The sequence below is a fragment of the Reichenbachiella agariperforans genome, assembly GCF_900142205.1.
GTDB classification, from domain to species: Bacteria; Bacteroidota; Bacteroidia; order Cytophagales; family Cyclobacteriaceae; genus Reichenbachiella; species Reichenbachiella agariperforans.
The window spans coordinates 298197-321266 of the sequence record NZ_FRAA01000001.1 but is presented as its reverse complement, the minus strand read 5'-3'; the positions used below and the strand labels follow the sequence as shown (position 1 = coordinate 321266).

Annotated in this window: 23 protein-coding genes; 17 read left to right on the top strand and 6 right to left on the bottom strand. The window is 42.6% G+C overall.

Annotated elements, in window-relative coordinates; translation table 11 throughout:
* Positions 1–78: 78 nt before the first annotated feature.
* A complete protein-coding gene (locus tag BUB99_RS01205; RefSeq protein WP_139280841.1) occupies positions 79–1611 on the bottom strand; it encodes a sensor histidine kinase in 1533 nt (510 codons plus the stop codon).
* Positions 1612–1862: 251 nt separating this feature from the next.
* Between BUB99_RS01205 and BUB99_RS01195 the strand changes: the two genes are divergently transcribed.
* From BUB99_RS01195 to BUB99_RS01175, 5 genes are all read left to right on the top strand, one after another.
* Positions 1863–2420, top strand: a complete 558-nt coding sequence (locus BUB99_RS01195; protein ID WP_139280840.1) for a HEAT repeat domain-containing protein — start codon at positions 1863–1865, stop codon at positions 2418–2420.
* A 220-nt stretch (positions 2421–2640) separates the two neighbouring features.
* The gene (locus BUB99_RS01190; protein ID WP_073118689.1) at positions 2641–3291 is read left to right on the top strand and encodes a DUF1801 domain-containing protein; all 651 of its coding nucleotides are present in this window, start codon (positions 2641–2643) and stop codon (positions 3289–3291) included.
* Positions 3292–3498: 207 nt separating this feature from the next.
* Entirely contained in the window at positions 3499–4710 is a 1212-nt protein-coding gene (locus tag BUB99_RS01185) for a flavohemoglobin expression-modulating QEGLA motif protein (protein WP_073118687.1), read from the top strand.
* A gap of 250 nt (positions 4711–4960) precedes the next feature.
* Complete coding sequence (locus BUB99_RS01180) at positions 4961–5440, top strand: YchJ family protein (protein ID WP_073118685.1); 480 nt, start codon at positions 4961–4963, stop codon at positions 5438–5440.
* Positions 5441–5486: 46 nt separating this feature from the next.
* Positions 5487–7802 carry a type IA DNA topoisomerase gene (locus BUB99_RS01175; protein WP_073118683.1) on the top strand — a complete coding sequence of 772 codons (2316 nt, stop codon included), beginning with the start codon at positions 5487–5489 and terminating at the stop codon, positions 7800–7802.
* A gap of 96 nt (positions 7803–7898) precedes the next feature.
* On the opposite strand, the gene BUB99_RS01170 is transcribed toward BUB99_RS01175, so the two are convergent.
* Positions 7899–8531: an NAD(P)H-dependent oxidoreductase gene (locus BUB99_RS01170; protein WP_073118681.1), complete on the bottom strand. Its 633-nt coding sequence runs from the start codon at positions 8529–8531 to the stop codon at positions 7899–7901.
* A 116-nt stretch (positions 8532–8647) separates the two neighbouring features.
* On the opposite strand from BUB99_RS01170, the gene BUB99_RS01165 reads away from it, so the two are divergent.
* The 12 genes from BUB99_RS01165 (at position 8648) to BUB99_RS01110 (ending at position 19072) form a co-directional block, all read left to right on the top strand.
* Positions 8648–9040: a winged helix-turn-helix transcriptional regulator gene (locus BUB99_RS01165; protein ID WP_073118679.1), complete on the top strand. Its 393-nt coding sequence runs from the start codon at positions 8648–8650 to the stop codon at positions 9038–9040.
* A 427-nt stretch (positions 9041–9467) separates the two neighbouring features.
* Positions 9468–10229: an O-methyltransferase gene (locus BUB99_RS01160; protein WP_221407475.1), complete on the top strand. Its 762-nt coding sequence runs from the start codon at positions 9468–9470 to the stop codon at positions 10227–10229.
* 244 nt (positions 10230–10473) lie between these two features.
* Positions 10474–11064 carry a DUF2911 domain-containing protein gene (locus BUB99_RS01155; protein WP_170863704.1) on the top strand — a complete coding sequence of 197 codons (591 nt, stop codon included), beginning with the start codon at positions 10474–10476 and terminating at the stop codon, positions 11062–11064.
* A 207-nt stretch (positions 11065–11271) separates the two neighbouring features.
* A complete protein-coding gene (locus BUB99_RS01150) occupies positions 11272–11880 on the top strand; it encodes a transcriptional regulator (protein ID WP_073118675.1) in 609 nt (202 codons plus the stop codon).
* On the top strand, positions 11877–12593 hold the full coding sequence (locus BUB99_RS01145) for a DUF3307 domain-containing protein (RefSeq protein ID WP_073118673.1): 717 nt from the start codon (positions 11877–11879) through the stop codon (positions 12591–12593). Before BUB99_RS01150 ends, BUB99_RS01145 begins: the two co-directional genes overlap by 4 nt.
* A 51-nt stretch (positions 12594–12644) precedes the next feature.
* Entirely contained in the window at positions 12645–13709 is a 1065-nt protein-coding gene (gene corA, locus BUB99_RS01140; RefSeq protein ID WP_073118671.1) for a magnesium/cobalt transporter CorA, read from the top strand.
* A gap of 68 nt (positions 13710–13777) precedes the next feature.
* Positions 13778–14599, top strand: a complete 822-nt coding sequence (locus tag BUB99_RS01135) for a formate/nitrite transporter family protein (protein ID WP_073118669.1) — start codon at positions 13778–13780, stop codon at positions 14597–14599.
* Positions 14600–14635: 36 nt separating this feature from the next.
* The gene (locus BUB99_RS01130; RefSeq protein WP_073118667.1) at positions 14636–14980 is read left to right on the top strand and encodes a response regulator; all 345 of its coding nucleotides are present in this window, start codon (positions 14636–14638) and stop codon (positions 14978–14980) included.
* Between the two features lie 15 nt (positions 14981–14995).
* Positions 14996–16378, top strand: coding sequence for a sigma-54-dependent transcriptional regulator (locus BUB99_RS01125; protein WP_073118665.1), 1383 nt, complete (start codon positions 14996–14998; stop codon positions 16376–16378).
* A gap of 207 nt (positions 16379–16585) precedes the next feature.
* Positions 16586–18043: an ATP-binding protein gene (locus BUB99_RS01120; RefSeq protein ID WP_073118663.1), complete on the top strand. Its 1458-nt coding sequence runs from the start codon at positions 16586–16588 to the stop codon at positions 18041–18043.
* Between the two features lie 151 nt (positions 18044–18194).
* Entirely contained in the window at positions 18195–18722 is a 528-nt protein-coding gene (locus tag BUB99_RS01115; RefSeq protein ID WP_073118661.1) for a Dps family protein, read from the top strand.
* An 86-nt stretch (positions 18723–18808) separates the two neighbouring features.
* Positions 18809–19072 (top strand): YtxH domain-containing protein, encoded by a 264-nt coding sequence (locus BUB99_RS01110; protein ID WP_073118659.1) that lies wholly within the window; start codon positions 18809–18811, stop codon positions 19070–19072.
* A gap of 70 nt (positions 19073–19142) precedes the next feature.
* On the opposite strand, the gene BUB99_RS01105 is transcribed toward BUB99_RS01110, so the two are convergent.
* The 4 genes from BUB99_RS01105 to BUB99_RS01090 form a co-directional block, all read right to left on the bottom strand.
* The gene (locus BUB99_RS01105) at positions 19143–20024 is read right to left on the bottom strand and encodes a cation diffusion facilitator family transporter (protein WP_073118657.1); all 882 of its coding nucleotides are present in this window, start codon (positions 20022–20024) and stop codon (positions 19143–19145) included.
* A gap of 16 nt (positions 20025–20040) precedes the next feature.
* Positions 20041–20631, bottom strand: coding sequence for an FISUMP domain-containing protein (locus tag BUB99_RS01100; RefSeq protein WP_073118655.1), 591 nt, complete (start codon positions 20629–20631; stop codon positions 20041–20043).
* Between the two features lie 3 nt (positions 20632–20634).
* Positions 20635–22479, bottom strand: a complete 1845-nt coding sequence (locus tag BUB99_RS01095) for a hypothetical protein (protein WP_073118653.1) — start codon at positions 22477–22479, stop codon at positions 20635–20637.
* Between the two features lie 177 nt (positions 22480–22656).
* Entirely contained in the window at positions 22657–23064 is a 408-nt protein-coding gene (locus BUB99_RS01090; protein WP_073118651.1) for a hypothetical protein, read from the bottom strand.
* Between the last annotated feature and the right edge of the window lie 6 nt (positions 23065–23070).

The following is a 23070-nucleotide window of genomic DNA, read 5'->3' as shown; positions in this document are numbered from 1 at the left end:
CTTTACTTGAATACAAATAGTCAATGGAAAGTTCGTAGCTCTCTTCTGGACAAGAATTGTTCTACTCATCCTTGTGATTTAGGATTCGTTATGCTGCTGACTGCCATCGCCCTGTTCCTCTTCATTGCCCTCGTATATGCTCTTCCTTACTTCGTTAAACTCTGTTTCGTATTGGTTCATGTAGCCTTCCTTTTCTAGCATGACAGACATTTTTTTGGCAATCCCGTCCATCTCTACCGTGGAACGCTCGATGTGTTCGATGTAGAGATCACTCTCTTCTTTGCTATGCGTGAATTTGAGCAAGTTTAGCAATCCTAAAATACGTGATAGTGGTGCTCTCAGTAGGTGAGAGTTCATGAAGGATTGCTGTGCCAGTAGCCAGTTTTGTTCTTTGGTGTAGTCTAGATATTCTACCTCCAACGCACGTTTCTCCTTCTTGAGGACATTCATTCTGTCACCAAGCGCAAATGCAAACAACACCGCTTCGATAGCAAAACCATAAAAGAATGACTGCTCTACGAAATCAGTATAAGGGATGATGCCGTTGGTGGATAAAATGAAAAGTACCATGCCAGCTATGGCAAATAGCCAACCCAAAACATAATAATGTGCATGTTCGATGCGCCCTTTGATCCATACATACAATCCCGAAAACCAGAGACTAAGATTGAATACTAATGAGGTTGTAGAGACGATTTTGGCCATGATACCCACATGAAACCATCTGGATACATCTAGTAATGGAACGATCACGACCAAAATGAAAGTGAGTAGTATGATCCATACCCGAAACCGTGGGGCGGTGTTTTTGAGATCCAAATAGAGAATCGCGAATATGGCGCCTGTGAGGTAGCCAATGCCTGTCCAAACGGTATAGAAAGGGTTGCCCTGCCACATCCACTCCTCACTGAAGAGAACGTACCCATTATGAAACGGAACAGCATAGGTTACAAACAGTAAGTAGAGTAGGTAGGGTAGGAATACAATATCGCGAGTGGATAGGAACAGAAATACGTTGTAGATGAATATACATAACATGAAACCGATGAATATCAATGGAATCGTGTCCTTGTGCAGTTGGTAATGACTCATCGTAGAGAGATCCCCAGTCTTTAGGATATAGTTGCGGTGTCTGCGTGCAGCTAGGCGTAGTAGTAGCAAGTCATCGTTGAGCTTGTCTGGTAGCGGGATGGCTACAGTTCGGAATGGCAGACCATCGGGTCGTGTATCACTTCTAAGATGATCAAAGTGAAAATAGGGTTGGTATTGACCCACAGTATCTAGAGTGTATAAGGTAGCTCTCCAGATGGTAGACTCACTGCCAGGACTGAGGTACTGGCGGGCTTGGTCAGTTAAGGGACGTCTAAAGGCGAGCCAAACCACAGAGTCTTTGATAGGTAGGTTGATTATTTCGCGATTCACTGGTTGGAATTTCCCCTCTGCGAACATCTTCACTACAGTATCTATTGGCAAATCAGCAGCAGTATCTACGAGCAGATAAGTTGGTGTGATGCGGCCAAGAGTATCTTTACCTGTAGCATCATGGGCAAACGTGTCCTGAGCGGTTAACCCAATACCTAGACATAACACGATGACCTTTACGAATCTCAAGATATTCCTCACGATTTGGTTTATGAACTTAATGTCAAACACATACAAAACGACCAGTGGCCAAAGTATGCTAGGGATTATGGCAGGTGTTGTTTGTCAGGTAGTTATAGTGTTGTGGGTTGATTCTATCCTGACGAGAGCAAATCTAGGAGAGACGATGGCAACTGGCAAATCTTTTCAGCGAGAAGATTTAAGCTTAGCGCTTCTTTCGAGAACAGTAATGCTTGCTACTTTATCAACTTGTGCTAGTTTTGGCATTTGATTACGACATACAAATCATGGATATAGGAGCAATGATAGATAAGCTCTCTGGGGATCTCGGAGACAAGGCATACGAAGTATCAGATTCGCTCGCTCGAATCGGTACCCAAGAGGTGTTGGAGGCCATGATCGTACTACTCAAAAATGCCAACCCAGAATCACGCTACATGGCAGCCCGTACGCTGGGGCTGATGGAGGATAATGAAGGAGGACTAGCAGCAGTCTTTGAGGCGATCAAAGACAAGGAGAATCAAAATCAAGTAGGAGAGTTGCTATCTGTATTAGAAGGCTTTGACGTCAGCGAATACTATGTAGCGCTTTTCAAGCTTTATCTATTTGGTAATTTTAAGGTATCGATGATTGCCAAGGATCTGTTGGATCACAAAGATTTTGATATCACCCATCGTGTCATCAAAAAGGCTACCAAGCACTGGAATCACTACAGCAACAATGTCAAACATGACGAACTCTATGAGCTCAAAAAGATAGAAGTAGAGGAGATATTCGATGACCTCAGTGATTTTCTAGATGACAAACAGGTGATGTAAGGAAGGGGGAGTGTAGCATATACTCTGGAACCCGTAAGGCTGATGATAAAGGAAAACAGCAGTATACTACTATTCTTATCCAGTGATCAAAGAAGTTGACAGTGCCGAGATGGCTTGCTATATTTATGCAGATCAAAAAGAACCATAGGGTTTGTTATTCCCTATGAGGGTACATAGTATATGCAAGTGATTATAATTTTTGTTATCAAAAAAGAATAGAATGAATCCCGAGGTAGATGCGTTTTATGGGGAGGCCAAGCAGTGGCATAAAGAACTGGAGCAGTTGCGCAGGATCGTGCTGGACTGTGGGTTGACCGAGGAGCTGAAGTGGAGGGTGCCTTGCTATACGATCCCTGTTGGTGGGAAAGGGAGTAATGTCGTTTTGATCCACGGATTTAAGGAGTACTGTGCGCTCAATTTCTTTAAGGGAGCACTGTTGCAGGATGCTGAGGGCATACTGGTACAGCAGACGGAGAATGTCCAGTCTGGTCGTCAGATTCGGTTTAGTACGCTGGACGAGATTTTGGAGCAAGAGGCTACTTTGAAAGCCTATATCTACGAAGCAGTAGAAGTGGAAAGAGCTGGACTAAAAGTAGCACCACGCAAGAAAGAACCGCTAGACCTACCTGAAGAGTTTGAAAACAAACTGAAGAACAATGCTGCGCTCAAAGAAGCATTCGAAGCATTAACACCAGGACGCCAAAGGGCCTACAATCTTTACTTTTCGGCAGCCAAGCAGTCCAAAACACGAGAAACACGTGTTGACAAATACACCCAGCGCATTCTCAATGGATTTGGTCTCAATGACTGTGTATGTGGACTATCCAAAAGAATGCCGAACTGTGACGGGTCGCATAAGCAAGCCAAGTAGGTGCTGTCTTATTCGTTTGGTGTGTTAAGTAGAGGTCTGGTATAAGTATGTTAAAATAATCACAGAATTTTTTAAGTTCGATAGATCAAAATATTGATTTTAGAAACTATCTATGTTCCGATTAATGAAGGAGCAATGGATTGGTAGGTGTGATATCGGTATGACCGTTGACCTCTGAGGACTGTAGCCTTTCGTAATTTGAATACCATGGAATCAGACAAGAAACGTATCATTGAGATCAGTGATCAGTTGCAGGCCGCTTCTAGTTCGGTGCGCATTCTCCGTAATATAGCCTGGGATCAGGAGGTGAAAGATCAGTTTTTCAAAGCCAAAGCCACGCGTCTACCTGTAGTGAGCTATGATCATTACGATCCAGCAGCGGTATTGGCGCAGATCAAGGCGATCCGCGAATTGATCGATCCGAGCATTCAGACGCATCGATGGGCTGCCAAGATAGCTGACAAGGTCGAGTATAGTGCTTTGCTACTGAGTAGCCGAGGTACATCAGATTTTTACAAGTATTCCGAGCTACTTTATGGGCAGCCTTCAACCCCGTTGAAGAATATCGGTCATACGACTTTGGAGTTGGCGCAGCATTTTGAGACGATGTTTGACCGAGTCAAAGGTGTGGATTTGGGTGCACCACTGGAAGCGCACTTTTCAGCTGAGGATTTAGCGGACGAGATGAAGCGCGTCGTGGCAGATAAGTTTGGAGACATGGCACCAGAGATCGTGATGGATGCTAGCCTCGCCTCTAATGCCCTCGCAGGTAGGAGAAGAGTAAGTATTCGTCCCAGTGCCCACTTCACGGACAAGGATATCGAACAGTTGATTCATCATGAACTGTTCGTGCATGTAGCGACCTCCCTCAACGGCCACATGCAACCGCTGAAAATATTAGGAGAAGGGCACCCAGGGACGACCAAGACCCAAGAAGGTCTGGCAGTGTTTGCGGAGTTTATTACTGGATCGATTGATTTGGACCGTGTGAGACGATTGTCCGACCGTGTGATAGGGATACAGATGGCCATTGATGGTGCAGATTTTATGGAGGTGTATCGGTACTTTTTGGAGACGATCGATAACCCTGATCAGTCATTTGAAAGTGCCAAGCGCGTCTTTCGTGGAGGAGTAGTGACGGGTGGAGCACCTTTCACCAAGGATATCGTCTACCTGGAAGGCTTCATTACGGTACACAAGTTTCTCCGAGATGTAGTACGCAAAGGTAAATGGGAGTATTTGGATTTACTGTTTGCTGGCAAACTTGACATCTCAGACTTACCAGCTTTGCATCAGCTCTCTGAGATGGGCTTGATCAACAAACCGATTTTTACGCCTCCATGGATCGCAGACAAGCGCTTTTTACTCACACACTTGAGTTACGCCTCGTTCCTCTATGGGTTGGGAGGAATGAAATGAAAAAAGTAAGATGTTGATCAATAGCGGTTAGTTTCGAAGGATGTTGCTCAAAGGTCTGTGGCACACAGACCTTATTTTAGATAGTTGGATATTGATTTGTTTTACTTATTTAAACCTCACGTAAGGATATAGATAAAATTTAGAGTCTGATAACCTAGAATTTTGATTCCAAGGTAAACCTGTATTCATCCTGTTTTACCTAAGGTCTAGGTATATTTGTGATCGATTTGTTTCTATAACCCCGAAGAAAATGACCCATTGCCCGTGCTGTTCGAGAAAGCTATTTAGCGAATGTTGCGACCCCATCATCTCTGACCAATCTGCTCCTACAGCACTGGCGTTGATGCGATCGCGTTACAGTGCCTATAGTATAGGTTCCGCAGAATACCTCGTAGCAACGACTCATTCGCGTACTCGGTCGCAGTATCAAGTCGATGACATCCGTCAGTGGTCCGAGTCCAACCATTGGACAAAGCTGGAGATCATTAGTGTAGAACATGGTCGGGTCATGGATAGTCGCGGCGTAGTGGAGTTCAAAGCGCATTTTAGAGATGCCAAAGGAATCGAACAGGTGCACCATGAGCGTTCGGTGTTCCTCAAAGAAGGCACGCAATGGTTTTACCTCGAAGGTAAAATAAACCCGCAAGCCGTAGACCTGACAAAGAAGATTTCTCGAAACGATCCTTGTCTCTGTGGTAGTGGCAAGAAGTATAAAAAATGCTGCGCTTGATGTCTTTGCTGTCTTATGATAACCCTACTAAATTGATCCCCTGCCTATGAAAGTCTGTATCGCTGAGAAACCAAGTGTCGCCAGAGAGATCGCTCATGTGATCGGTGCAAAGGATCGCCACGAGGGCTATTTCGAAGGAAATGGCTATCAGGTGACATGGACTTTTGGGCACTTCTGCACGCTGTATCCCCCGGAGGATTACAAACCCCACTGGAAGCGTTGGGACTTGAATACATTACCGATGTTGCCAGAGCGATTCGAGACCAAAGTGATGGATGATACGGGAGTTAAGAAACAGTTTAGGGTGATCAAACAACTGCTGGACAAGGCAGATACTGTGATCAACTGTGGTGATGCAGGGCAAGAAGGAGAGTTAATCCAACGATGGGTGATCAAGGAGGCGCAGTTCGAAGGAGAGGTGCAGCGGCTATGGATCTCGTCACTAACGACAGAGGCGATTCGCGCAGGCTTTGAGCAACTCAAGCCCGCGGAGGAATTTGATAATCTCTACTATGCAGGCAGTTCGCGTGCGATAGGGGACTGGCTCTTGGGTATGAATGCCACGCGACTCTATACGCTCAAGTATGGAGGGTTCAAACAAGTACTGTCCATCGGCCGGGTACAGACGCCTACTCTCGCCATGCTAGTGAATCGCCACTATGAAATTGAAAACTTCCAGCCCAAGCCTTACTGGGAGTTACAGACAGTCTACCGGGAGACCAAGTTTAACAACACGACAGGTAAGTTTCATACTAAGGAAGATGGTGAGAAGCTCCTGAACCAGATCAGTGGCAAGGACCTACAGATCACTGCCATCGAGCGAAAAGACGGTAAGGAGTATGCCCCCAAGCTTTTTGATCTGACGAGTGTGCAAGTCTATTGCAATAGCAAGTTTGGCTTTACAGCAGAATCTACGCTGAAGATGGTGCAGTCCCTCTACGAGATGAAAGTGGTGACCTATCCGAGGGTCGATACAACTTTTTTACCCAACGACATGTATCCTAAGATCACGGGGATTCTGCAGGGGCTCACGAATTACGCGCAGTACACGGGTTCACTCATAGGGCATAAGATACGCAAGTCTCCCAAGGTTTTCAATGACAATAAAGTCACCGATCACCACGCCATCATTCCTACGGGCGAAGAGAAACCGCTGAGTGCAGATCAGCAGAAAGTCTATGACATCATCGTCCGTCGATTTATAGCGGTTTTCTATCCGGACTGTAAAGTAGCCAAGACTCAGGTCGATGCAGCGGTCGAAAAGGTCACTTTTGTGGCGAGAGGAAAAGAGATATTAGAAGAAGGTTGGCGTGTATTGTTTCCAAAGGAGAAAAAAAGCAAGGAGGACGAGGACGGAAAAGAAGAGGAGGAAGAAAGCATCCTGCCGACGTTTGAACAAGGGGAGCAGGGACCACACGAGCCTTCTTTTATTGAGAAGACGACCAAACCACCGAAGAATTATACGGAAGCCTCATTACTAAGAGCTATGGAGACAGCGGGCAAGCAGGTGGAGGATGATGAGCTCCGTGATCTGATGAAGGCCAACGGGATCGGGCGTCCCTCGACGCGTGCCAATATCATAGAGACACTGTTTCGGCGCAAGTACACCGAGCGTCGAAAGAAGCAAGTCGTACCAACCGTAATGGGCATCCAGCTGATCGATACGATTCAAAACGAACTTCTCAAATCCGCCGAGCTCACAGGTCTATGGGAGAAGCAACTCAAGGAAATTGAACAAGGCGAGTATAGTGCGGGTCAGTTCATCATCAACATGAAAAAGATGGTGGATGAACTGGTGTATGAAGTGCGCATGGAGACAGGTAAGCCTCGACTCGCTACTGAGTCAGAGGCTAAAGCACAGAAAAAAACAACGGCTGCTGCAGCGAAGACAGGTCTGGTGGGGATGACTTGCCCCAAATGTAAGCAGGGACTCATCCTCAAAGGCAAGCAGTTTTATGGCTGTAGTGCTTTCAAGGCGGGGTGTGATTTGAGACTGCCGTTTAAGTATCTGGACAAAAAGCTGACAGAAAAGCAGTTGCAGCGACTGGTAGAGAAGAAAGCGACAACTAAACTTAAAGGATTTGTACTAGAGGGAGAGAAAGTAGATGGCATCATCAAACTCACCGATACGTTCGAATTGACTTTCGAAAACAAAGCACCTGTGTCTCTGAAACCCAAAGAGGAAGCCATGCCTCCTTGTCCCAAATGTAAGAAGGGAACACTCATCAAAGGACAAACAGCCTATGGCTGTAGTCGCTGGAAGGAAGGCTGTGATTTTCGCTTTGCCTTCGGAGACATCAAGACCCAAGCCAACGGCCGAAAACTCACCAAAGAACTGGTCATAGAGATTATCCAGCAGTGATTAGAGGTCTTTATTCATAAAAAAAGCTCCTTGTATGGGGATACAAAGAGCTTTGATTAGCATGATCATGGGAAGATCATTGTACTAATACTGTTGTTATTTGAGTTCTGTAACGAAATCTTCTTTCGCTGTTCGAACTTTTTTCATATTGACCAGCCAGTCATTTTCTTCATCTCTATAGCCCAGCGCGAGGATCAATGCGCTTTTCAACCCTAGCTTATCTAACTCCAGCAGTTCATCTACTTTAGGAGGCAAGAAACCTTCCATAGGTGTGGCGTCTACTTTTTGTTCAGCAGCAGCAGCGATTGCCAGCCCAAAAGATATGTAAGCTTGTTTAGCAGCATGTTGCGCTTGCCACGCTTGACCTAGCGGCTCGTATAGTCCCCAGATATTCTTTCGATAGTCGTCCATGGTCTCATGCGGTAGCCCTCTTTCGTCTAGCGTTTTGTCGAAAACCGATTTGATTTTTTCTTCTGTATATCCATCCCATGCGGCAAACACCAGAACATGCGAAGCATCGATGATTTGACTCTGATCCCATGCGACAGTTTTTATTTTCTCCTGTAGGGCTTTGTTAGATATCACGAATACTTGATAGGGTTGCAATCCTGACGAAGAGGGTGCTAGTCTAGCGGCCTCCAGTATGTAGTCCAGTTTTTCTTTTGGTACGGTATTCCCGTTCATTTTTTTAGTAGCATATCGCCACTGTAGGTCTTCTATTAAACTCATCGTAGTTGTTTTATGATTTTTGAGCAAACTTAGTTAATTTTACTATACTTTAGTAAGTAGTGTACAGGGTTATAGTACTATACTTTGTTATAGTTTGTTTCATTAATTTTTGATTTATGGAAGCTAAAAAGATAAAAGAGGCTGATAATCAATCAGTAAAGCCTCAGGAAAAAACACACAGTGGCTGTGTGGGGATTATACAGCCTGTACAGGATGCGTTGTATGTGTTGAGTGGAAAATGGAAGTTGCCCATTATCATTTCATTGACATTTGGAAACAAACGCTTTGGTGAGATGTCCAAAGAAATCCCAAAAATCACTGACAGGATGCTATCCAAAGAGCTCAGAGAACTAGAGATGAACCAACTGGTCAAACGTACCGTCTACGACTCCATCCCAGTAGTCGTAGAGTACTCACTCACGGACTATGGCAAAACCCTTAATCCTGCCATAGAGGAACTGTACAAATGGGGCAAAGCACACCGCCAAAGAATCATGGGGAAGGGATGATGGAACATTTAGCGCCGTGGAGTTGAAAGGCGTATCTAAAAACTCACCAAAGCTTCGATTGACTTAGTCAAACAATCCTGCCGACCATCGTCACAAAGTACAGCTTCCCAGTTCATGTGCCTTGTATTTGTCCGATTATACAATGAATCTAAATTCTTCTCCATCGAATTGCAAATATTATGGGAAATCGGCACGCTTTACAAAAGCGCGCTAGGGACACTGGTGATTTATGATAATTACGAATAAAACACCTTCTTGAAAGGTTAATTTCATATTGAATTATATTAGTTTAGACGATTATGTCAGGATCACGAAGCACCATGATTTCTAGGCTTGAAAATATAAGTGAGTACAAAACAATATGACCGTAAAAAGAATTAAAAAGCACTTTTTGATTGTTTCCAGAAGACTAAATCAAAAGGCTGAATTGAGAAGGATAGCAAAGCACCAAAATCAAACTTTGGAGAAAGTTTTGACTTCCTTTTTAACTGTCAAGTACAGGAAGATTGACCATGAAGATCAGAGTGCATTTGAACATTGTGAAAATTACAGAAGCACACTTTTTGATGACAAAACGGAAGTGTCCTACGATATATTTGGTATTGATAAGACCGCACGAGTAATGGAAATTTGCAAAAATGCTCCGTCGAGTAAAAGATGGTGCGAGTTTTTGTACTTTATCATTAAAAATACGAGTGCACCTATTTGCCTAGAGATCGGTACAAACCTAGGTGTGTCTGGATCTTATATCCTTGAGGCAATGAAGCATAAGGAGGCAAGTAAATTTGTGACCATGGAGGGCCTTCCTCAGTTGTGCACTATTTCGTCTAAACAATTTTCCAGTATCGTACCTGCTTCTAAATTTGAAGTAAAACAAGGATTATATGATAAGACATTCCCTGAACTTTTAAAAGAGAACGTCAATTTTAACATCCTATTTATAGACGGTAATCACAAGAAAAAACCTACTCTTGAGTATTTTGAGCAACTAAAATCTAACGTGAGTTCGCCAGCTATATTCATTTTTGATGATATCAACTGGAGTGACGAAATGAAAGAAGCCTGGGAGATAATCAAGAAAGATCCAGAGGTGAATTATACTTTGGATCTGTACGAACAGGGGATTGTAATCATCGACAAAAACGAATCAGAGAAGAATGTCGATTTTAGCCTTCACCTAGCGTACTAACCAGTTCTACGGATACGCTTCTGCAAATGTGACTGAGTGGATTGATGGACTTGAACTCTGATACTTAATCTAGTGATATGGCTATTCCTTATACAGTAGTATGAAGCGATCAACTCATGATAGATTAGGTCAAATGTATGTTAGTTACTTAAAATGATTATTTATAGATGGTTTGAAATGTATGTTTAAACATATTTTTCATAATCTTCGTAAGATTGAAAAAGCAACATTGTACAGGGAACAGATGAAGACAGAGAAGAAGATAGGAATGATGGTGATGATGACGATGATTTTGGTGTGGGGAGCCAGTTGTCATAGGCAGGAATATTCAAGGAATTATGTATCGGCCGATTCTGCAGATTTTCAGCATTATAAAAAGGAGGCGAGTAATAGACCTTCACCGCCTGCTCGTGCGGATCAGATGTTAGGGGATACGCATGTGTATATCACCTATAGTCAACCAGGCGTCAAGGACAGAGACATCTGGGGTGACTTGGTCAAGTATAACAAAATATGGAGAACAGGAGCGAATGAGGCCACTGTATTCTCTACTGATAAAGCCCTTCAGATTGAGGGGCAGTCACTACCAGCGGGGGATTATGCCTTGTACACGATACCGTCGGACTCTAGTACGTGGGAGGTGATCTTGAATAGAAAGTATGATGTTTGGGGTGCCTATGACTATGAAAAAGAGCTGGATGCTCTGCGGTTTACCGTGACCACTTCTAAAGTGAAAGAACTTCAAGAAAGGATGAATTTCGAAATAGCTCTGGATGGCCAAGTAACCTTTGCTTGGGAGTATCTCCGTTTCAGTTTTGCTGTCAAGCCAGCATGATCAATTTATGATCCCCTAATAATGGTTGACAATAATCGCTTTAGTGTATGTTGTTTTAGCTTTTGCCAATCTCATTATAAGTTGTTCTTACAAAGCGTGCTGCAAGGTTAGTTGGTATTAATATCGGCTCTATATCCGATATGGGTTAATATCGGCTCTATATCCGATATATTTGGGTATCGGTTTATAATCCGATATCTTTAGGATATGAAAAGCACAAAGGCGGTCATCACTGGTGATATTATTAACTCCCGAGCAGGAGATGCTTCAGAATGGCTTATCCCACTCAAATCAGCATTGACTCATTATGGACGATCTCCACAGCAGTGGGAGATATATAGAGGAGATAGCTTTCAGCTTATTTTACCCCCCGAGCAGGCACTTTTAGCGGCTATTCATATCAAGGCCAGTGTCAGGCAGAGCAAAGCACATGACGTACGTATGGCGATAGGGCTAGGGGATCAAGACCACACAGCCGATAAAATCACAGAATCTAATGGGACAGCTTTTGTACGATCGGGGGAGTGTTTTGAGTCTCTGAAAAAACAGACACTCGCTATTCGCTCCAGCCATGATGTGCTGAACGAACCGATCAATTTGATGCTGAGTCTGGCACTGTTGACTGCCAACCACTGGAGTGCTACCGTAGCAGGAGTGGTGACGACAGTATTGACGCACACTGATAAGAATCAGATTGAGATAGCAGAGCGCTTAGGAAAATCCCAGAGTAGTGTGAGCGAGGCACTCAAACGAGGAGGATTCGAAGAGATCATGCAGCTCAATGCGTATTATCAATCCAAACTTAGCCAACTATGATTGTATTTGCACTTCAACTCTTGATCGCCCACGTCATAGGAGATTTTGTATGCCAACCGAATGCATGGGTGCTCGATAAAATCGCCAAAGGGCACAAGTCTCGATATCTATATATACATCTAGCGGTGCATATCGTGGCATTAGCTGTGCTGCTGCAGATGGATTATTGGCCAGTGCTATTGATTATCGGAGGGAGTCATGGGCTGATCGATGTGGCCAAGCTACGATTGATGAACCACGTGAACCATCGATGGTTATTTGTATGGGATCAGTTGGCACACCTGACGGTCATTGCAGCAACCGTACTTGCATACTATCCTGTTCAGATCAATTGGACTGAAGTATATTCTACTCACTTATTGCTGCTGGTGCTGGCATTGCTCATGCTCACGTCGGTCGTCTCTGTGGTGATGAAACAGGTGATGAGTCGCTGGTCATTAGATGAGGATGACGCGACGGATTCTCTCGCAGAGGCAGGCAAATACATCGGGATACTAGAGCGGTTATTCGTCTTTGGGTTTATCATCCTAGATCAGTGGCAGGCGATAGGTCTCTTGATAGCTGCCAAGTCGGTGTTTCGTTTTAGCGATCTGTCACGTGCCAAGGACAGGAAACTCACGGAATATATCTTGATCGGAACTTTATTGAGTTTTGGCTTATCCATTGTGATCGGGTTGGCATATCAGTATGCGGGCGCTTATTGGATGAAATAAAGGGTAATCTCCCTCCACAAGAAATAAACTTTTGACCTCTGAATAGAAAAGATGAAAAAAACACGAGCCGCTATATCAACCAGTCCAATGAACTCTACAGCACCTGGCTCACTGATATTCGTCGGAGAGCAGAAAATGGAGCACCCCATCATACGAATGATCCAATATGATACCGAATCATATCATGAATATGAACTAGACGAAATCGACAAGGTGTTTGAGCGAATGAATCTCAATCAAAAAAACTGGATAAACATCGACGGACTCCACGACGAAAAAGTGGTAGAGCAGGTTGGTAAACAGTTGAATCTAGACCCACTAATGCTAGAGGATATTTTGGATACTTCACAGCGACCGAAATGCGAGATTTACAATGGACACTTGTATTTGGTACTACGGATGATACGCTATGACGAGCATCAGGATGTCACGACATCAGAGCAGTTTAGTATGGTGCTAGGAGAGAACTACCTCTTTACCTTTCAGGAGGTAGAAGGGGATGTGCTGGACTCTGTCCGGGACCGCATACGTCAGGAGATGACAAGAATACGTGCTCGGACGATTGGCTATCTTGCGTATGCCCTCATCGATACAATTGTGGATAATTATATCTACTCTATTGAGCAGTTTGGGGTACGTATCGAAGAGATTGATCAAGAAGTTTTGGTCAATCCCAAAAAGGAGATTTTGGAGCAAATCAACTACTATAAGAAGCAAGTCAATTATCTACGAAAGGTCATTCGTCCAGTGCGCGAGGCAGTGTTTCAATTTGACAAATCAGAGTTTGTTGACAAGGAAAACAAGAACTTCCTCAAGGACCTATTTGATCACGTGACCATAGCAACAGAGTCGATAGAGACCTATCGCGAGCTACTCAACGAACAGCTCAGTGTCTACCATACCAATATGTCTAACAAACTGAATGAGATCATGAGACTCCTCACGATCTATTCGGTTATATTTATTCCGCTGACATTCATGGTTGGAGTATATGGAATGAATTTTAAGTACTTCCCAGAACTCAACTACAGATATGCTTATCCCGTATTTTGGGGTGTCATGATCATGCTATCCGTTACCATGATCGTGTATTTCAAAAGAAAGAAATGGCTTTAGCGAAATGAAATAGGGATACGGTATTATCTTACAAAGGTCTTTTTCAATCACCTAAAAAGTAAAAAGCGATGAATCTATTTAGTAGAAAGTTTCGCCCCACAGAAGAGGCCGAACCGGGGAGACCCAAAGAGGTCAAACAGATATTGGAGGAGCAGATAGATATGAGTATGAAGGAGTTTAATCGCTCCAACTCAGGACTATTCATGTCGGCGTTTACTGCTGGACTAGAGATAGGCTTTAGTGTCCTATTCATGGGGACGATATTTACCCTGTTTGGGGATTTGGTGAGCCCAGAGGTGCTCAAAATCATGTTGGCATTGTGTTATCCACTTGGGTTCATCTTTGTGATCATTGGTCGGTCGGAGCTGTTTACGGAGCATACTGCACTGGCGATATTGCCCGTTTTGAATGGTTCGATTAAATTGAAATTCATCTTCAAACTTTGGGGGCTGGTGTATTCAGGTAACCTGATTGGAGGATTTATATTTAGTTTTATGATCGCCAAAATAGGGCCTGCGGTAGGTTTTATCGATGAGTCAGTATTTTACCATCTAGCCCATGAGATGACTGACTACCACTGGGAGGTGATATTACTCAGTGCTTTGCTGGCAGGCTGGATGATGGGGCTACTGGGTTGGCTGGTGACTTCCTCTCAGGAGACGATTAGTAGAATTCTGATGATCGGGATGGTGACGTCTATCATTGGTATGGCGGGACTGCATCATTGTATCGTTGGGTCTATCGAGGTGTTCTCAGGGATGATTACCAGTGAGGATATTACTTTTATGGATTATCTCAAATTTCAGTTTTGGGCTACCGTAGGCAATGCAATTGGAGGGACGGTTTTCGTGGCAGTACTCAAGTTTAGTCATGTTCGATTCAACTCATAATTGCATCCCTCTGGCATTCCTATTACCTTTAGGTGTATGAATGTATTGATAGTAGACGATGAGGAAGATATAGGTTTGATGGTGTCCATGTTTTTAAAAAAGAAGGGGATATCGGTAGATTATGCAGATCGTATTACCAAAGCCAAGAACATGATCCAAGCGCATGCGTATGAAGTTTATTTCCTGGATTTGAACCTGCCTGATGGAACGGGGTTTGACTTGGTAGATGATATTAGGAATGCATCTGTGGGAGCTAAAGTGGTCATTATTAGCGCCTATGATGGTGTGGTGGAGACACGGCGAGCTGCAGAGATGAACATAGATCATTTCATCAAAAAGCCATTTACAAAGAAACAGATTATAGATGCGGTCAACGCATAAACGAATAGCATATCGATGAAGAGAATTTTGATAGTGGATGATGAAGCAGATATTTGCCTGCTTTTAAAGAATTTTTTTGCCAAAAATGGTTTCGAAACAGATACTGCAGCGAATGGAGAAGAAGGAATCAAAAAGCTGAAGGAGCAGACATTTGATTTGGTGATTTGTGATTTTAAACTACCAGACTACAACGGGTTAGAGATCCTGCAGAAGATCAAAATCATTAATGCGAAGACTCAAGTGATTATCATCACGGGGTACTCTGATGTGAGAATAGCGGTAGAGGCTCTGAAAAAAGGGGCCTATGAGTATGTAACCAAACCGCTCTACCCTGAGGAGATTTTGATGATTGTCAAAAACGCACTCAAGCAAGAAGCCAAATCACCTAATTCGACCAAACCAGTTAAAACTTCTACTACAAAAGCCACGGCTCCTAATCAATATGTCGTGGGAAAATCACGACATGCGCAGGTTGTACAAAAGCATATCGAGTTGATCGCACCGACGGACATGTCTGTGATTATTCTGGGTGAGACAGGGACAGGTAAAGAATATGTAGCCAAGTCTATTCATTATAACAGCAAGCGAGCGGATCAGCCTTTCATAGCGGTGGACTGTGGCGCTTTGCCAGACGAGTTGGCGGGCAGTGAACTGTTCGGGCACATCAAAGGGGCTTTTACGGGGGCAATCAATGACAAAAAAGGGTGCTTCGAATTGGCTGAGGGGGGAACCTTATTTTTGGACGAACTGGGTAACCTCAGTTATGACAACCAGGTCAAACTACTCCGAGTACTACAGGAGCGATATGTACGTCGGGTAGGTGGTGCGAAGGATATTCCTGTAGATGTCAGGGTACTGGTAGCGACTAACGAGAATTTGAAAAAGGCAGTTTCGGAGGGTAATTTCAGAGAGGACCTGTATCATCGAGTCAACGAATTTGTGATCGAACTATCTCCACTCCGAGAGCGCACGGATGACATACCGATGTTTGCCGAGCATTTTTTGGGTGCAGCGAATGAACAACTAGATAAACAAGTGATGGGATTCGACAAAGGCGCTATGGCGATGCTCAAAGCACACCACTGGCATGGGAATCTACGAGAACTTAGCAATGTCGTCAAACGGGCTGTTTTACTCTGCCAGTCTGATAAAGTCAATGATGACTGTTTGCCTGTGGAGCTGATGAGCCCTGAACCAGTATCCAGTGGCAACATAGATGTCGATTTTAATGGGACATTGCCAACCAGTCTTAGGGCAGTAGTAGAGCATGCAGAGAAGAGTGCGATTCTAGAAGTCTTGAAGAAAACCAATAACAATAAGTCTAAAACCGCTGAACTGCTAGATATAGATCGCAAGACTCTCTACAATAAGCTGACGTTGTACAATATTGATAATTAAGCCTGAATTGCTTAGTTCAGGAGCTAAAGTTAAAAAGTAGATAATCAATATTATAAACAGCATTTCACTAAGCGTGAGATTTTAATCCTATTATGCAATAGGAAATCTATTCCGATCCAAAACAACTGTGAATCAGTTGTTTTGCTTGAATTATATTTGACCAAAGTTTTAATGAACTTTAGATTCTAATATTCTTAATCCATATCTATGCTCGAAAATTTCAAGAATGAAACCAATAGTTCGACTGAGGAAATACTCAAAAGTATACTGGATAGTGCCTTTGATGGGATCATGTCATTTGATTCAATTAGAAATGATCGAGGAGATATCATTGATTTTGAGTGGCTGTTTATCAACGACGTAGCAGAGGAATTGCTTGATTTAGAATCTGATGACGTGATGGGGGAGCGGTTGATCAGTGTCCTGCCATTGTATCAAAAATATGGAATAGTGGATAGACTCATTGATGTGGTTCTTAGCGGTAAGAGTACGACCTTCGAACAACAAGTCGTGGATGAGTCTAGTAACAGGTGGTACCAGATGTCCATCGTAAAGTTAGGAGATGGCTGTACGATGACTTTGCAGGATATTACAGATGAAAAAGAGGCAATAAAGGCAGTAAAGTCAAGGGAAAACAAATACCAACGACTATTCGAAGAGTCTATAGATGCGATCTTTTTTGTCAATCATGATTTCTTTTTTGTAGATGCCAATGAGGCTTTGATTCAGGCCTATGGTTATAGTAGTATAGAATTGTCTCGAATGTCATTGGATATGCTATTTGAAGATCAAGCTGATTTCTTGGCATTAAAGGCCGAGCTGGAGCAGAATGGTAGACGTGAGGAGTATGAAACGGTATTGTTAGATAGAAATCAGTACAAGCGTTATTGTACAATGAATAGTGTTTCTATTATTGATTTGGACACAGATCAGCAAAACTATATAGGTGTCATTAGGGACATGACTAAACGTAAACAGGCTGATCTAGAACTCCTACGGGCTGAGAAGCTGTCAATGACGGGCAAACTAGCGCGTACCATTGCCCATGAGGTTAGAAATCCTTTAACCAACCTGTCTTTGGCCTTAGAGCAGTTGAAGGATGAGATTCCAGAGGAAGTAGTGGAAGATGCTGAACTTTATTTTAATATTATCTCTAGAAATACTGACCGTATTGGCAAGCTCATTTCGGATTTACTTAATTCCTCTAAACCTAAAGAACTACAACTCGTCAATCAATCACTCAATCGTATCGTATCGGATACCCTAGATTTGGTCAGAGATAGGCTTAACCTGCAGAGTATGACACTGGAGGAAAGTTATGAAGCTGCCATTCCTGATTTTCCATTAGATGCTGATCAACTCAATGTGGCGATACTGAATCTGTTCATCAATGCGATCGAGGCAATGAAGCCTGAAGTGGGGGTTTTGACAGTCACAACTATTCTCGAAAAGGGTAAGGCAATTTTGACCATTACTGACAATGGTAAGGGTATAGACCAAAAAAGCATAAATCATCTCTTTGAGCCATTTTTTACAGGCAAAAAAGAAGGTACAGGTCTTGGTTTGACTACTGTTCAAAATATTGTTCATAGTCACCAAGGAGTTATTTCTATCAACAGTGAGCTAGGAGTGGGGACTACCTTCTATGTAACCTTCAACTGTTGATAGTTGTGGTGAGTGTAGAGAGTCTTCCCCAGATACAGGAGGTATTCTACACATAATACAAGACGATAGCTAGATTAGATCTCTTGAGAGCTGTTCGGATTTCTGGAATGCAATTCGCAAGTAAATAAGCGAAGAACTAAACACAGAAATTATGAGCAACAATACATTAGAGTTATCCAAGACGAAAATATCAAAAGATAGAAAGTCACATGCTAGGTTGGGGTATACCAAACTAGAGACAGCGGAGTTGGTAGAGGTTATGAATCGACTACTTGCCAACTTTAGCGTACATTATCAGAAACTTAGAAATTTTCACTGGAATGTCAAGGGAGCAGACTTCTTTGATGTCCATGAAAAGTTCGAGCAGCAATACAATGATGCCAAAGTCGCAATCGATGATGTCGCAGAACGTATTCGAGTGTTCAATCAAACACCGCTCAGTACAATGCGCGAATATCTCGAAACCTCCGAAATCAAAGAGTCTGGTACAGATCTCACCGCAATGGAAATGGTAGGAGAAATTATCAAAGATTATGAAATCCTACTGGAGCACATGTTTAGTGTCATCGAAATGGCAATCAACCATGGGGATAGTGGTACAGAAGACATGATCAAAGGTTTTGTCAAACAGACTGAAAAGAACCATTGGATGATGACTGCCTTTTCTCACAATAGTTAATATTTCATAATTGTTAAACTCATTTTAATCATAATCGTTTCTATGTATTGTAGAGCGATCATTTTAACACCTTAAATAAATAAACAATGAATACTTTAATAAAAACCACAATCGCATTAGTAGTAGGGGCAGGAGCAGGATTGGCTGCAGGATATTTAACCGCCCCAAGAGACGGTGCAAAATCTAGAAAGAAACTCACCAAAGAGATCGATTCTATGAAGAAGAGTTTAGAACAAGCTGCCACTAGCAAATTAGAAGAAGCCAAAGATATACTGAATAAAACAGTAGAAAAGCAAGCTCAAAATGGTAAGACAGCTATTGAAAAGGTTAAAACTGCTGCGAAGCTGTAATTTAAGTATTGTGATATTTAACACACAAGGGTTGCTAATTTAGCAACCCTTGTGTGTTTATGAGGCTTTCTTATTCAATTTCTAATCTACAGGTCTCTTTGTCTAGCTCTACTTCTATCGTGCAGTGCTCGAAATGATAGGGACTTAAAGTAGCTCTAATCTCTTTTTTTACCTCTAGCAAGGCAGATAAGTCGCTAATCGTCTCTAATTTGATATGTGCAGTAAAGACATGGTCTTCACCATTGAGAGACCAAAAATGACAGTGATGTAGTGAAGTTACATGGCTTACGTTACATAGTTTTTCTTCTATCTCTGTGAGAGAAATATCTACAGGCGTTCCTTGTAGGAAAACAACAAGTGTTTGTTTGAGTCTCTTGATGACATTCCATAGAATGAAGGCGGTGATGAGTAGAGACAGGGCAGGGTCGAGGTATAGGTTTTGGTAGAATTTGAGTATAATAGCCACTACCAAAACCGTAGCCCAGCCGAGCACATCTTCTATCAAATGCCACGAGAGTACTTTTTCATTGAGGGATTTTCCGCTGCTTAATTTGTACGCCGCATATCCATTGACCAGTACACCTATGATACCAAAGACTATCATGCCATTGGCATCCGAAGGCTCTGGGTTGATCAGGCGATTTACAGCTTCTGATACCACATAGATAGATCCCCCGATCAATACCAGTGAGTTGATCAAAGCGCCCAAGAGCGAAAAGCGGGAATAACCAAAGCTGAACTGAGAGTTTGCCTCTTGTTTGGATTTTTTGTCGAGATACCAAGATAGCCCTAAGGAGAGACTATCTCCTAGGTCATGCACTGCATCCGAAACGATGGCGATACTATTGACATAAAACCCACCAATGAACTCAAAAATGGTGAAGGAAATATTGAGGAAGAATGCCCACTTGATATTTGTTTCACTATCATGATGTGAATGGTCGTGTTCCATATCCTCGTCTAACTAATTAGTCTCTTACACAACGAATACTGTTTCGGTGGGTGCCATCGATGCTGTCGTCCGTGAAGTAGTCGACACCATTATGTATGGTCAATAGCCCTGGGGTACGATCCTCTTTGTTTGCCCTCTTCCAGTAGTAGCCATTAACCCCTACGTCGATGAACGTGCCGTTTGCTTCACCAAAACCAGCCATTAGTAGATTGAGCCCGCTTTCACCACCTTCTTTGAAGGTCGCTCCGGCAGATTTACTACCTCCATGCTTACTCGTCAAACTACCAATCTCCACATCATCTGGTAGATGCCATCCTGCAGGGCATGCTTCTAATGCAGCTTTCCAGTTGTATAAACGCCCAAAGGTATCGCAGTATTCCTCATAGTTTTTGTAACAGAAAGCGCCTTCCATGGGGTAGTTTAGATTTTGACCAAGCCATTCTTTGACTACTGATGCGCCACCTTCTAATTGTAGTTCGATGAATACGGTTTCATATTCTTGTCCATCTCTGGGGTCAAAAAATACTCCTGTTATATCCTGAGCTGACAAGCCATGGCTTATTGCTGCTACCAACCCAATGATGAACGTTGTGATTTTCTTTTTCATAGTCTAAAATTTGTGGCCATTAAAGAGCTTACCTGTCTTGATGCGTACCTTTGGGTATTTGACTCCATGATTGCCAGAGGTAGTATGCCCATATCCGTGGTGCTCATGACTGTAATGGGTGATAATTAGTTTTCCAGATTCTTGACGATTGATCGTGTAGAAGAAGTCTTTGTATATTTTTTCTTTGGGGTATGATTCGACGATCTCTGAAACTCTGAGTCCTCCAAAGATGAAAGGCTTGATATGTGAGTTAAAATTACTCTCCTTCATGTTATTCGTGAAGTGGTCTGTAATCTCTAGATCTATGTCAAAAAACTCCTGATGATCAAATTGATAGGTTCTGTCCTTTCCTCCTCCGAAATCTATTTTAGCTATGACTCCTTCCTTGATATGATCTATTGAATAATGCTTGGTCTTGCCTTCTTCTTGCAGTAGTTTTTCAGGTTGAGAATAATTAAAGTAGTCTGAGGGTGTGATATTGGTCACTTTATCTTCTCCATTATAGTAACCCCATAGATCTCTAGCATGACTTTCTTTTGAGGGGAGACCATATTTTTCGACGTACTCAAACCCCATGTGCTTTGTCTCTCCATGTTTAGTGAGTAGCATACTGTCCAATTTCAATCGGTGATTAAGTATAGGGTTGTCTACTACTTCATAAGATTTGAATTTTGAGAATTTGAAATCAGCTGAAGTAATAGAGTTTCCCCCTTGGAGGATTTCTAGCTTGTCAAGTTGTTGTCGTCTGTAGTTAGGAGCAACTGCTTGGATGAAATGATTGGTGCCAGCTCCAGTGGTGCTTGAGGATCTGATACCATCTTGTTCCGATTTACTAAAGTGCGCGACATAGTCACCTAGAGTGATAGACTCCAAGTATACATCTGAATGAAGGTACTCTGAGGTGACACGAACGTTTTCGATACTGTCTGGAAAACAATAGGAACTATAGTGTACATCCCAAAGTTCTTCGTCGTTGATGTTCATTTTGTGATAAGCGCTATTGCTGAGGTATTTGGACACACCGTCTATGTTTACATCATATTTGAATGTTGCTTCCACTCCACTGGGAGAGATGATCTTACTCATGTGCCACGACGTAGTAGCTGTTTGACTGTTGAAATCAAAATCTGTAGACTCAGTTTCGAACTTATAGTCCAAATAAGTACTGATTGATTTAGTAATTTCTTTCTGTTTGAAGATGTATTGATAGCCCATTTGGTCAGATATCTTCCAATAGTTGTCGGCCATGTAAAACTCAGCAGTCATCTGTCTTGGACGGACAAGTTCTATTTTGAGAATCTGGGTCGTACTGTCATGATCAGGAGTCAAAAGGAATTTCCCTTTCATGCCTAGAATGTTGAAGAAGAATATGTCTGGATCTGAGTCAATCTCACCAGCGCATACCTTTTCGTGGAAGTCATCATTTTCATTTTCTTGACAGTCGTCAAAACAAGGTTTGATATGTTCGAAGGGGTAACCCAATGCTTTACTATTAGATGCTTTGTCAGCTAGGGCGAGATCGTTTTCGCCTCTGATCAGTCGGGTTATTGTACCACCAGCTTCGAGATGCCAGCCTAGCCCTGCCCATGTAGCTTCTTCTTCTACTTTGATACCTATCGTGTGATAGTTGAGGCTGATGGGTACAAATAAGTCGTCTTTGATGAGGGTCTGAATAGGGATTTTAATTTTAGGGACGCCATATTTGATTCCTACAGGGTGATCGCAGTATTTGATAATCGCCGCAGCATTGAAGGAGGGAGGAATGACCCTGTCCACTCTAAGTTGTGCGTTCACAGTACCAGTACTGATCAAGAGCGAAAACAAACTAACAAGTAAGTGTTTTTTCATAGTCTAGGAATTATCCAAATAATCTGTGGTGGATTATATTTTTCGGTTTTGGTTAACTTCTCTAGGTCATAGAACAGAATGATATCAAAGTAAGGGACATTTGTCGAGGAATAAAAAAAAGCGATGACCTTTTTAGATCACCGCTTTTCATATAATAGTGTTTATGACTAGATGAGATTAATATTCATCTGCATTTTGCCAGTTCATTAGATATCTGATTTCTAAGTCTAACCCTTCAATGCTTTGTAAAAGTTGCATTTTTTCAGGACCTAAAAATACGATTTCAAATTGAAAAATTTGAGTGCTTTCACCTGCCTCTGTTAATGTAAGGCTAGTGTCAGTCGACTCCCATGTTCCATAGAAAAGAACTCCATTTTCGTCTTCTAATAAGAAAGAACCATCTCTTTCCAATGTAAATCTCTCCAGGATAGAGTTGCCATTATTTTGACCGTCAACATAGTACTGCTGAACTTCCCAATCACCGTAGGGCTTGTTTTTAGCAGCGGTAAATTCCTCAGGATCGGTACATGAGAAGGCTAATGCAGCCATCCCAAGTACGATTATATAATTTATTGCTTTTTTCATGATTAC

Bases quoted from the DNA above. Each gene is read 5' to 3' on its own strand.
- BUB99_RS01110 (WP_073118659.1), top strand. From the start codon at position 18,809: ATGAATACTTTAATAAAAACCACAATCGCATTAGTAGTAGGGGCAGGA.
- BUB99_RS01150 (WP_073118675.1), top strand. From the start codon at position 11,272: ATGAAAAGCACAAAGGCGGTCATCACTGGTGATATTATTAACTCCCGA.
- BUB99_RS01125 (WP_073118665.1), top strand. From the start codon at position 14,996: ATGAAGAGAATTTTGATAGTGGATGATGAAGCAGATATTTGCCTGCTT.
- BUB99_RS01130 (WP_073118667.1), top strand. From the start codon at position 14,636: ATGAATGTATTGATAGTAGACGATGAGGAAGATATAGGTTTGATGGTG.
- BUB99_RS01180 (WP_073118685.1), top strand. From the start codon at position 4,961: ATGACCCATTGCCCGTGCTGTTCGAGAAAGCTATTTAGCGAATGTTGC.
- BUB99_RS01135 (WP_073118669.1), top strand. From the start codon at position 13,778: ATGAATCTATTTAGTAGAAAGTTTCGCCCCACAGAAGAGGCCGAACCG.
- BUB99_RS01090 (WP_073118651.1), bottom strand. From the start codon at position 23,064: ATGAAAAAAGCAATAAATTATATAATCGTACTTGGGATGGCTGCATTA.
- BUB99_RS01115 (WP_073118661.1), top strand. From the start codon at position 18,195: ATGAGCAACAATACATTAGAGTTATCCAAGACGAAAATATCAAAAGAT.
- BUB99_RS01165 (WP_073118679.1), top strand. From the start codon at position 8,648: ATGGAAGCTAAAAAGATAAAAGAGGCTGATAATCAATCAGTAAAGCCT.
- corA (WP_073118671.1), top strand. From the start codon at position 12,645: ATGAAAAAAACACGAGCCGCTATATCAACCAGTCCAATGAACTCTACA.
- BUB99_RS01190 (WP_073118689.1), top strand. From the start codon at position 2,641: ATGAATCCCGAGGTAGATGCGTTTTATGGGGAGGCCAAGCAGTGGCAT.
- BUB99_RS01095 (WP_073118653.1), bottom strand. From the start codon at position 22,479: ATGAAAAAACACTTACTTGTTAGTTTGTTTTCGCTCTTGATCAGTACT.
- BUB99_RS01100 (WP_073118655.1), bottom strand. From the start codon at position 20,631: ATGAAAAAGAAAATCACAACGTTCATCATTGGGTTGGTAGCAGCAATA.
- BUB99_RS01175 (WP_073118683.1), top strand. From the start codon at position 5,487: ATGAAAGTCTGTATCGCTGAGAAACCAAGTGTCGCCAGAGAGATCGCT.
- BUB99_RS01170 (WP_073118681.1), bottom strand. From the start codon at position 8,531: ATGAGTTTAATAGAAGACCTACAGTGGCGATATGCTACTAAAAAAATG.
- BUB99_RS01185 (WP_073118687.1), top strand. From the start codon at position 3,499: ATGGAATCAGACAAGAAACGTATCATTGAGATCAGTGATCAGTTGCAG.
- BUB99_RS01155 (WP_170863704.1), top strand. From the start codon at position 10,474: ATGAAGACAGAGAAGAAGATAGGAATGATGGTGATGATGACGATGATT.
- BUB99_RS01120 (WP_073118663.1), top strand. From the start codon at position 16,586: ATGCTCGAAAATTTCAAGAATGAAACCAATAGTTCGACTGAGGAAATA.
- BUB99_RS01145 (WP_073118673.1), top strand. From the start codon at position 11,877: ATGATTGTATTTGCACTTCAACTCTTGATCGCCCACGTCATAGGAGAT.
- BUB99_RS01105 (WP_073118657.1), bottom strand. From the start codon at position 20,024: ATGGAACACGACCATTCACATCATGATAGTGAAACAAATATCAAGTGG.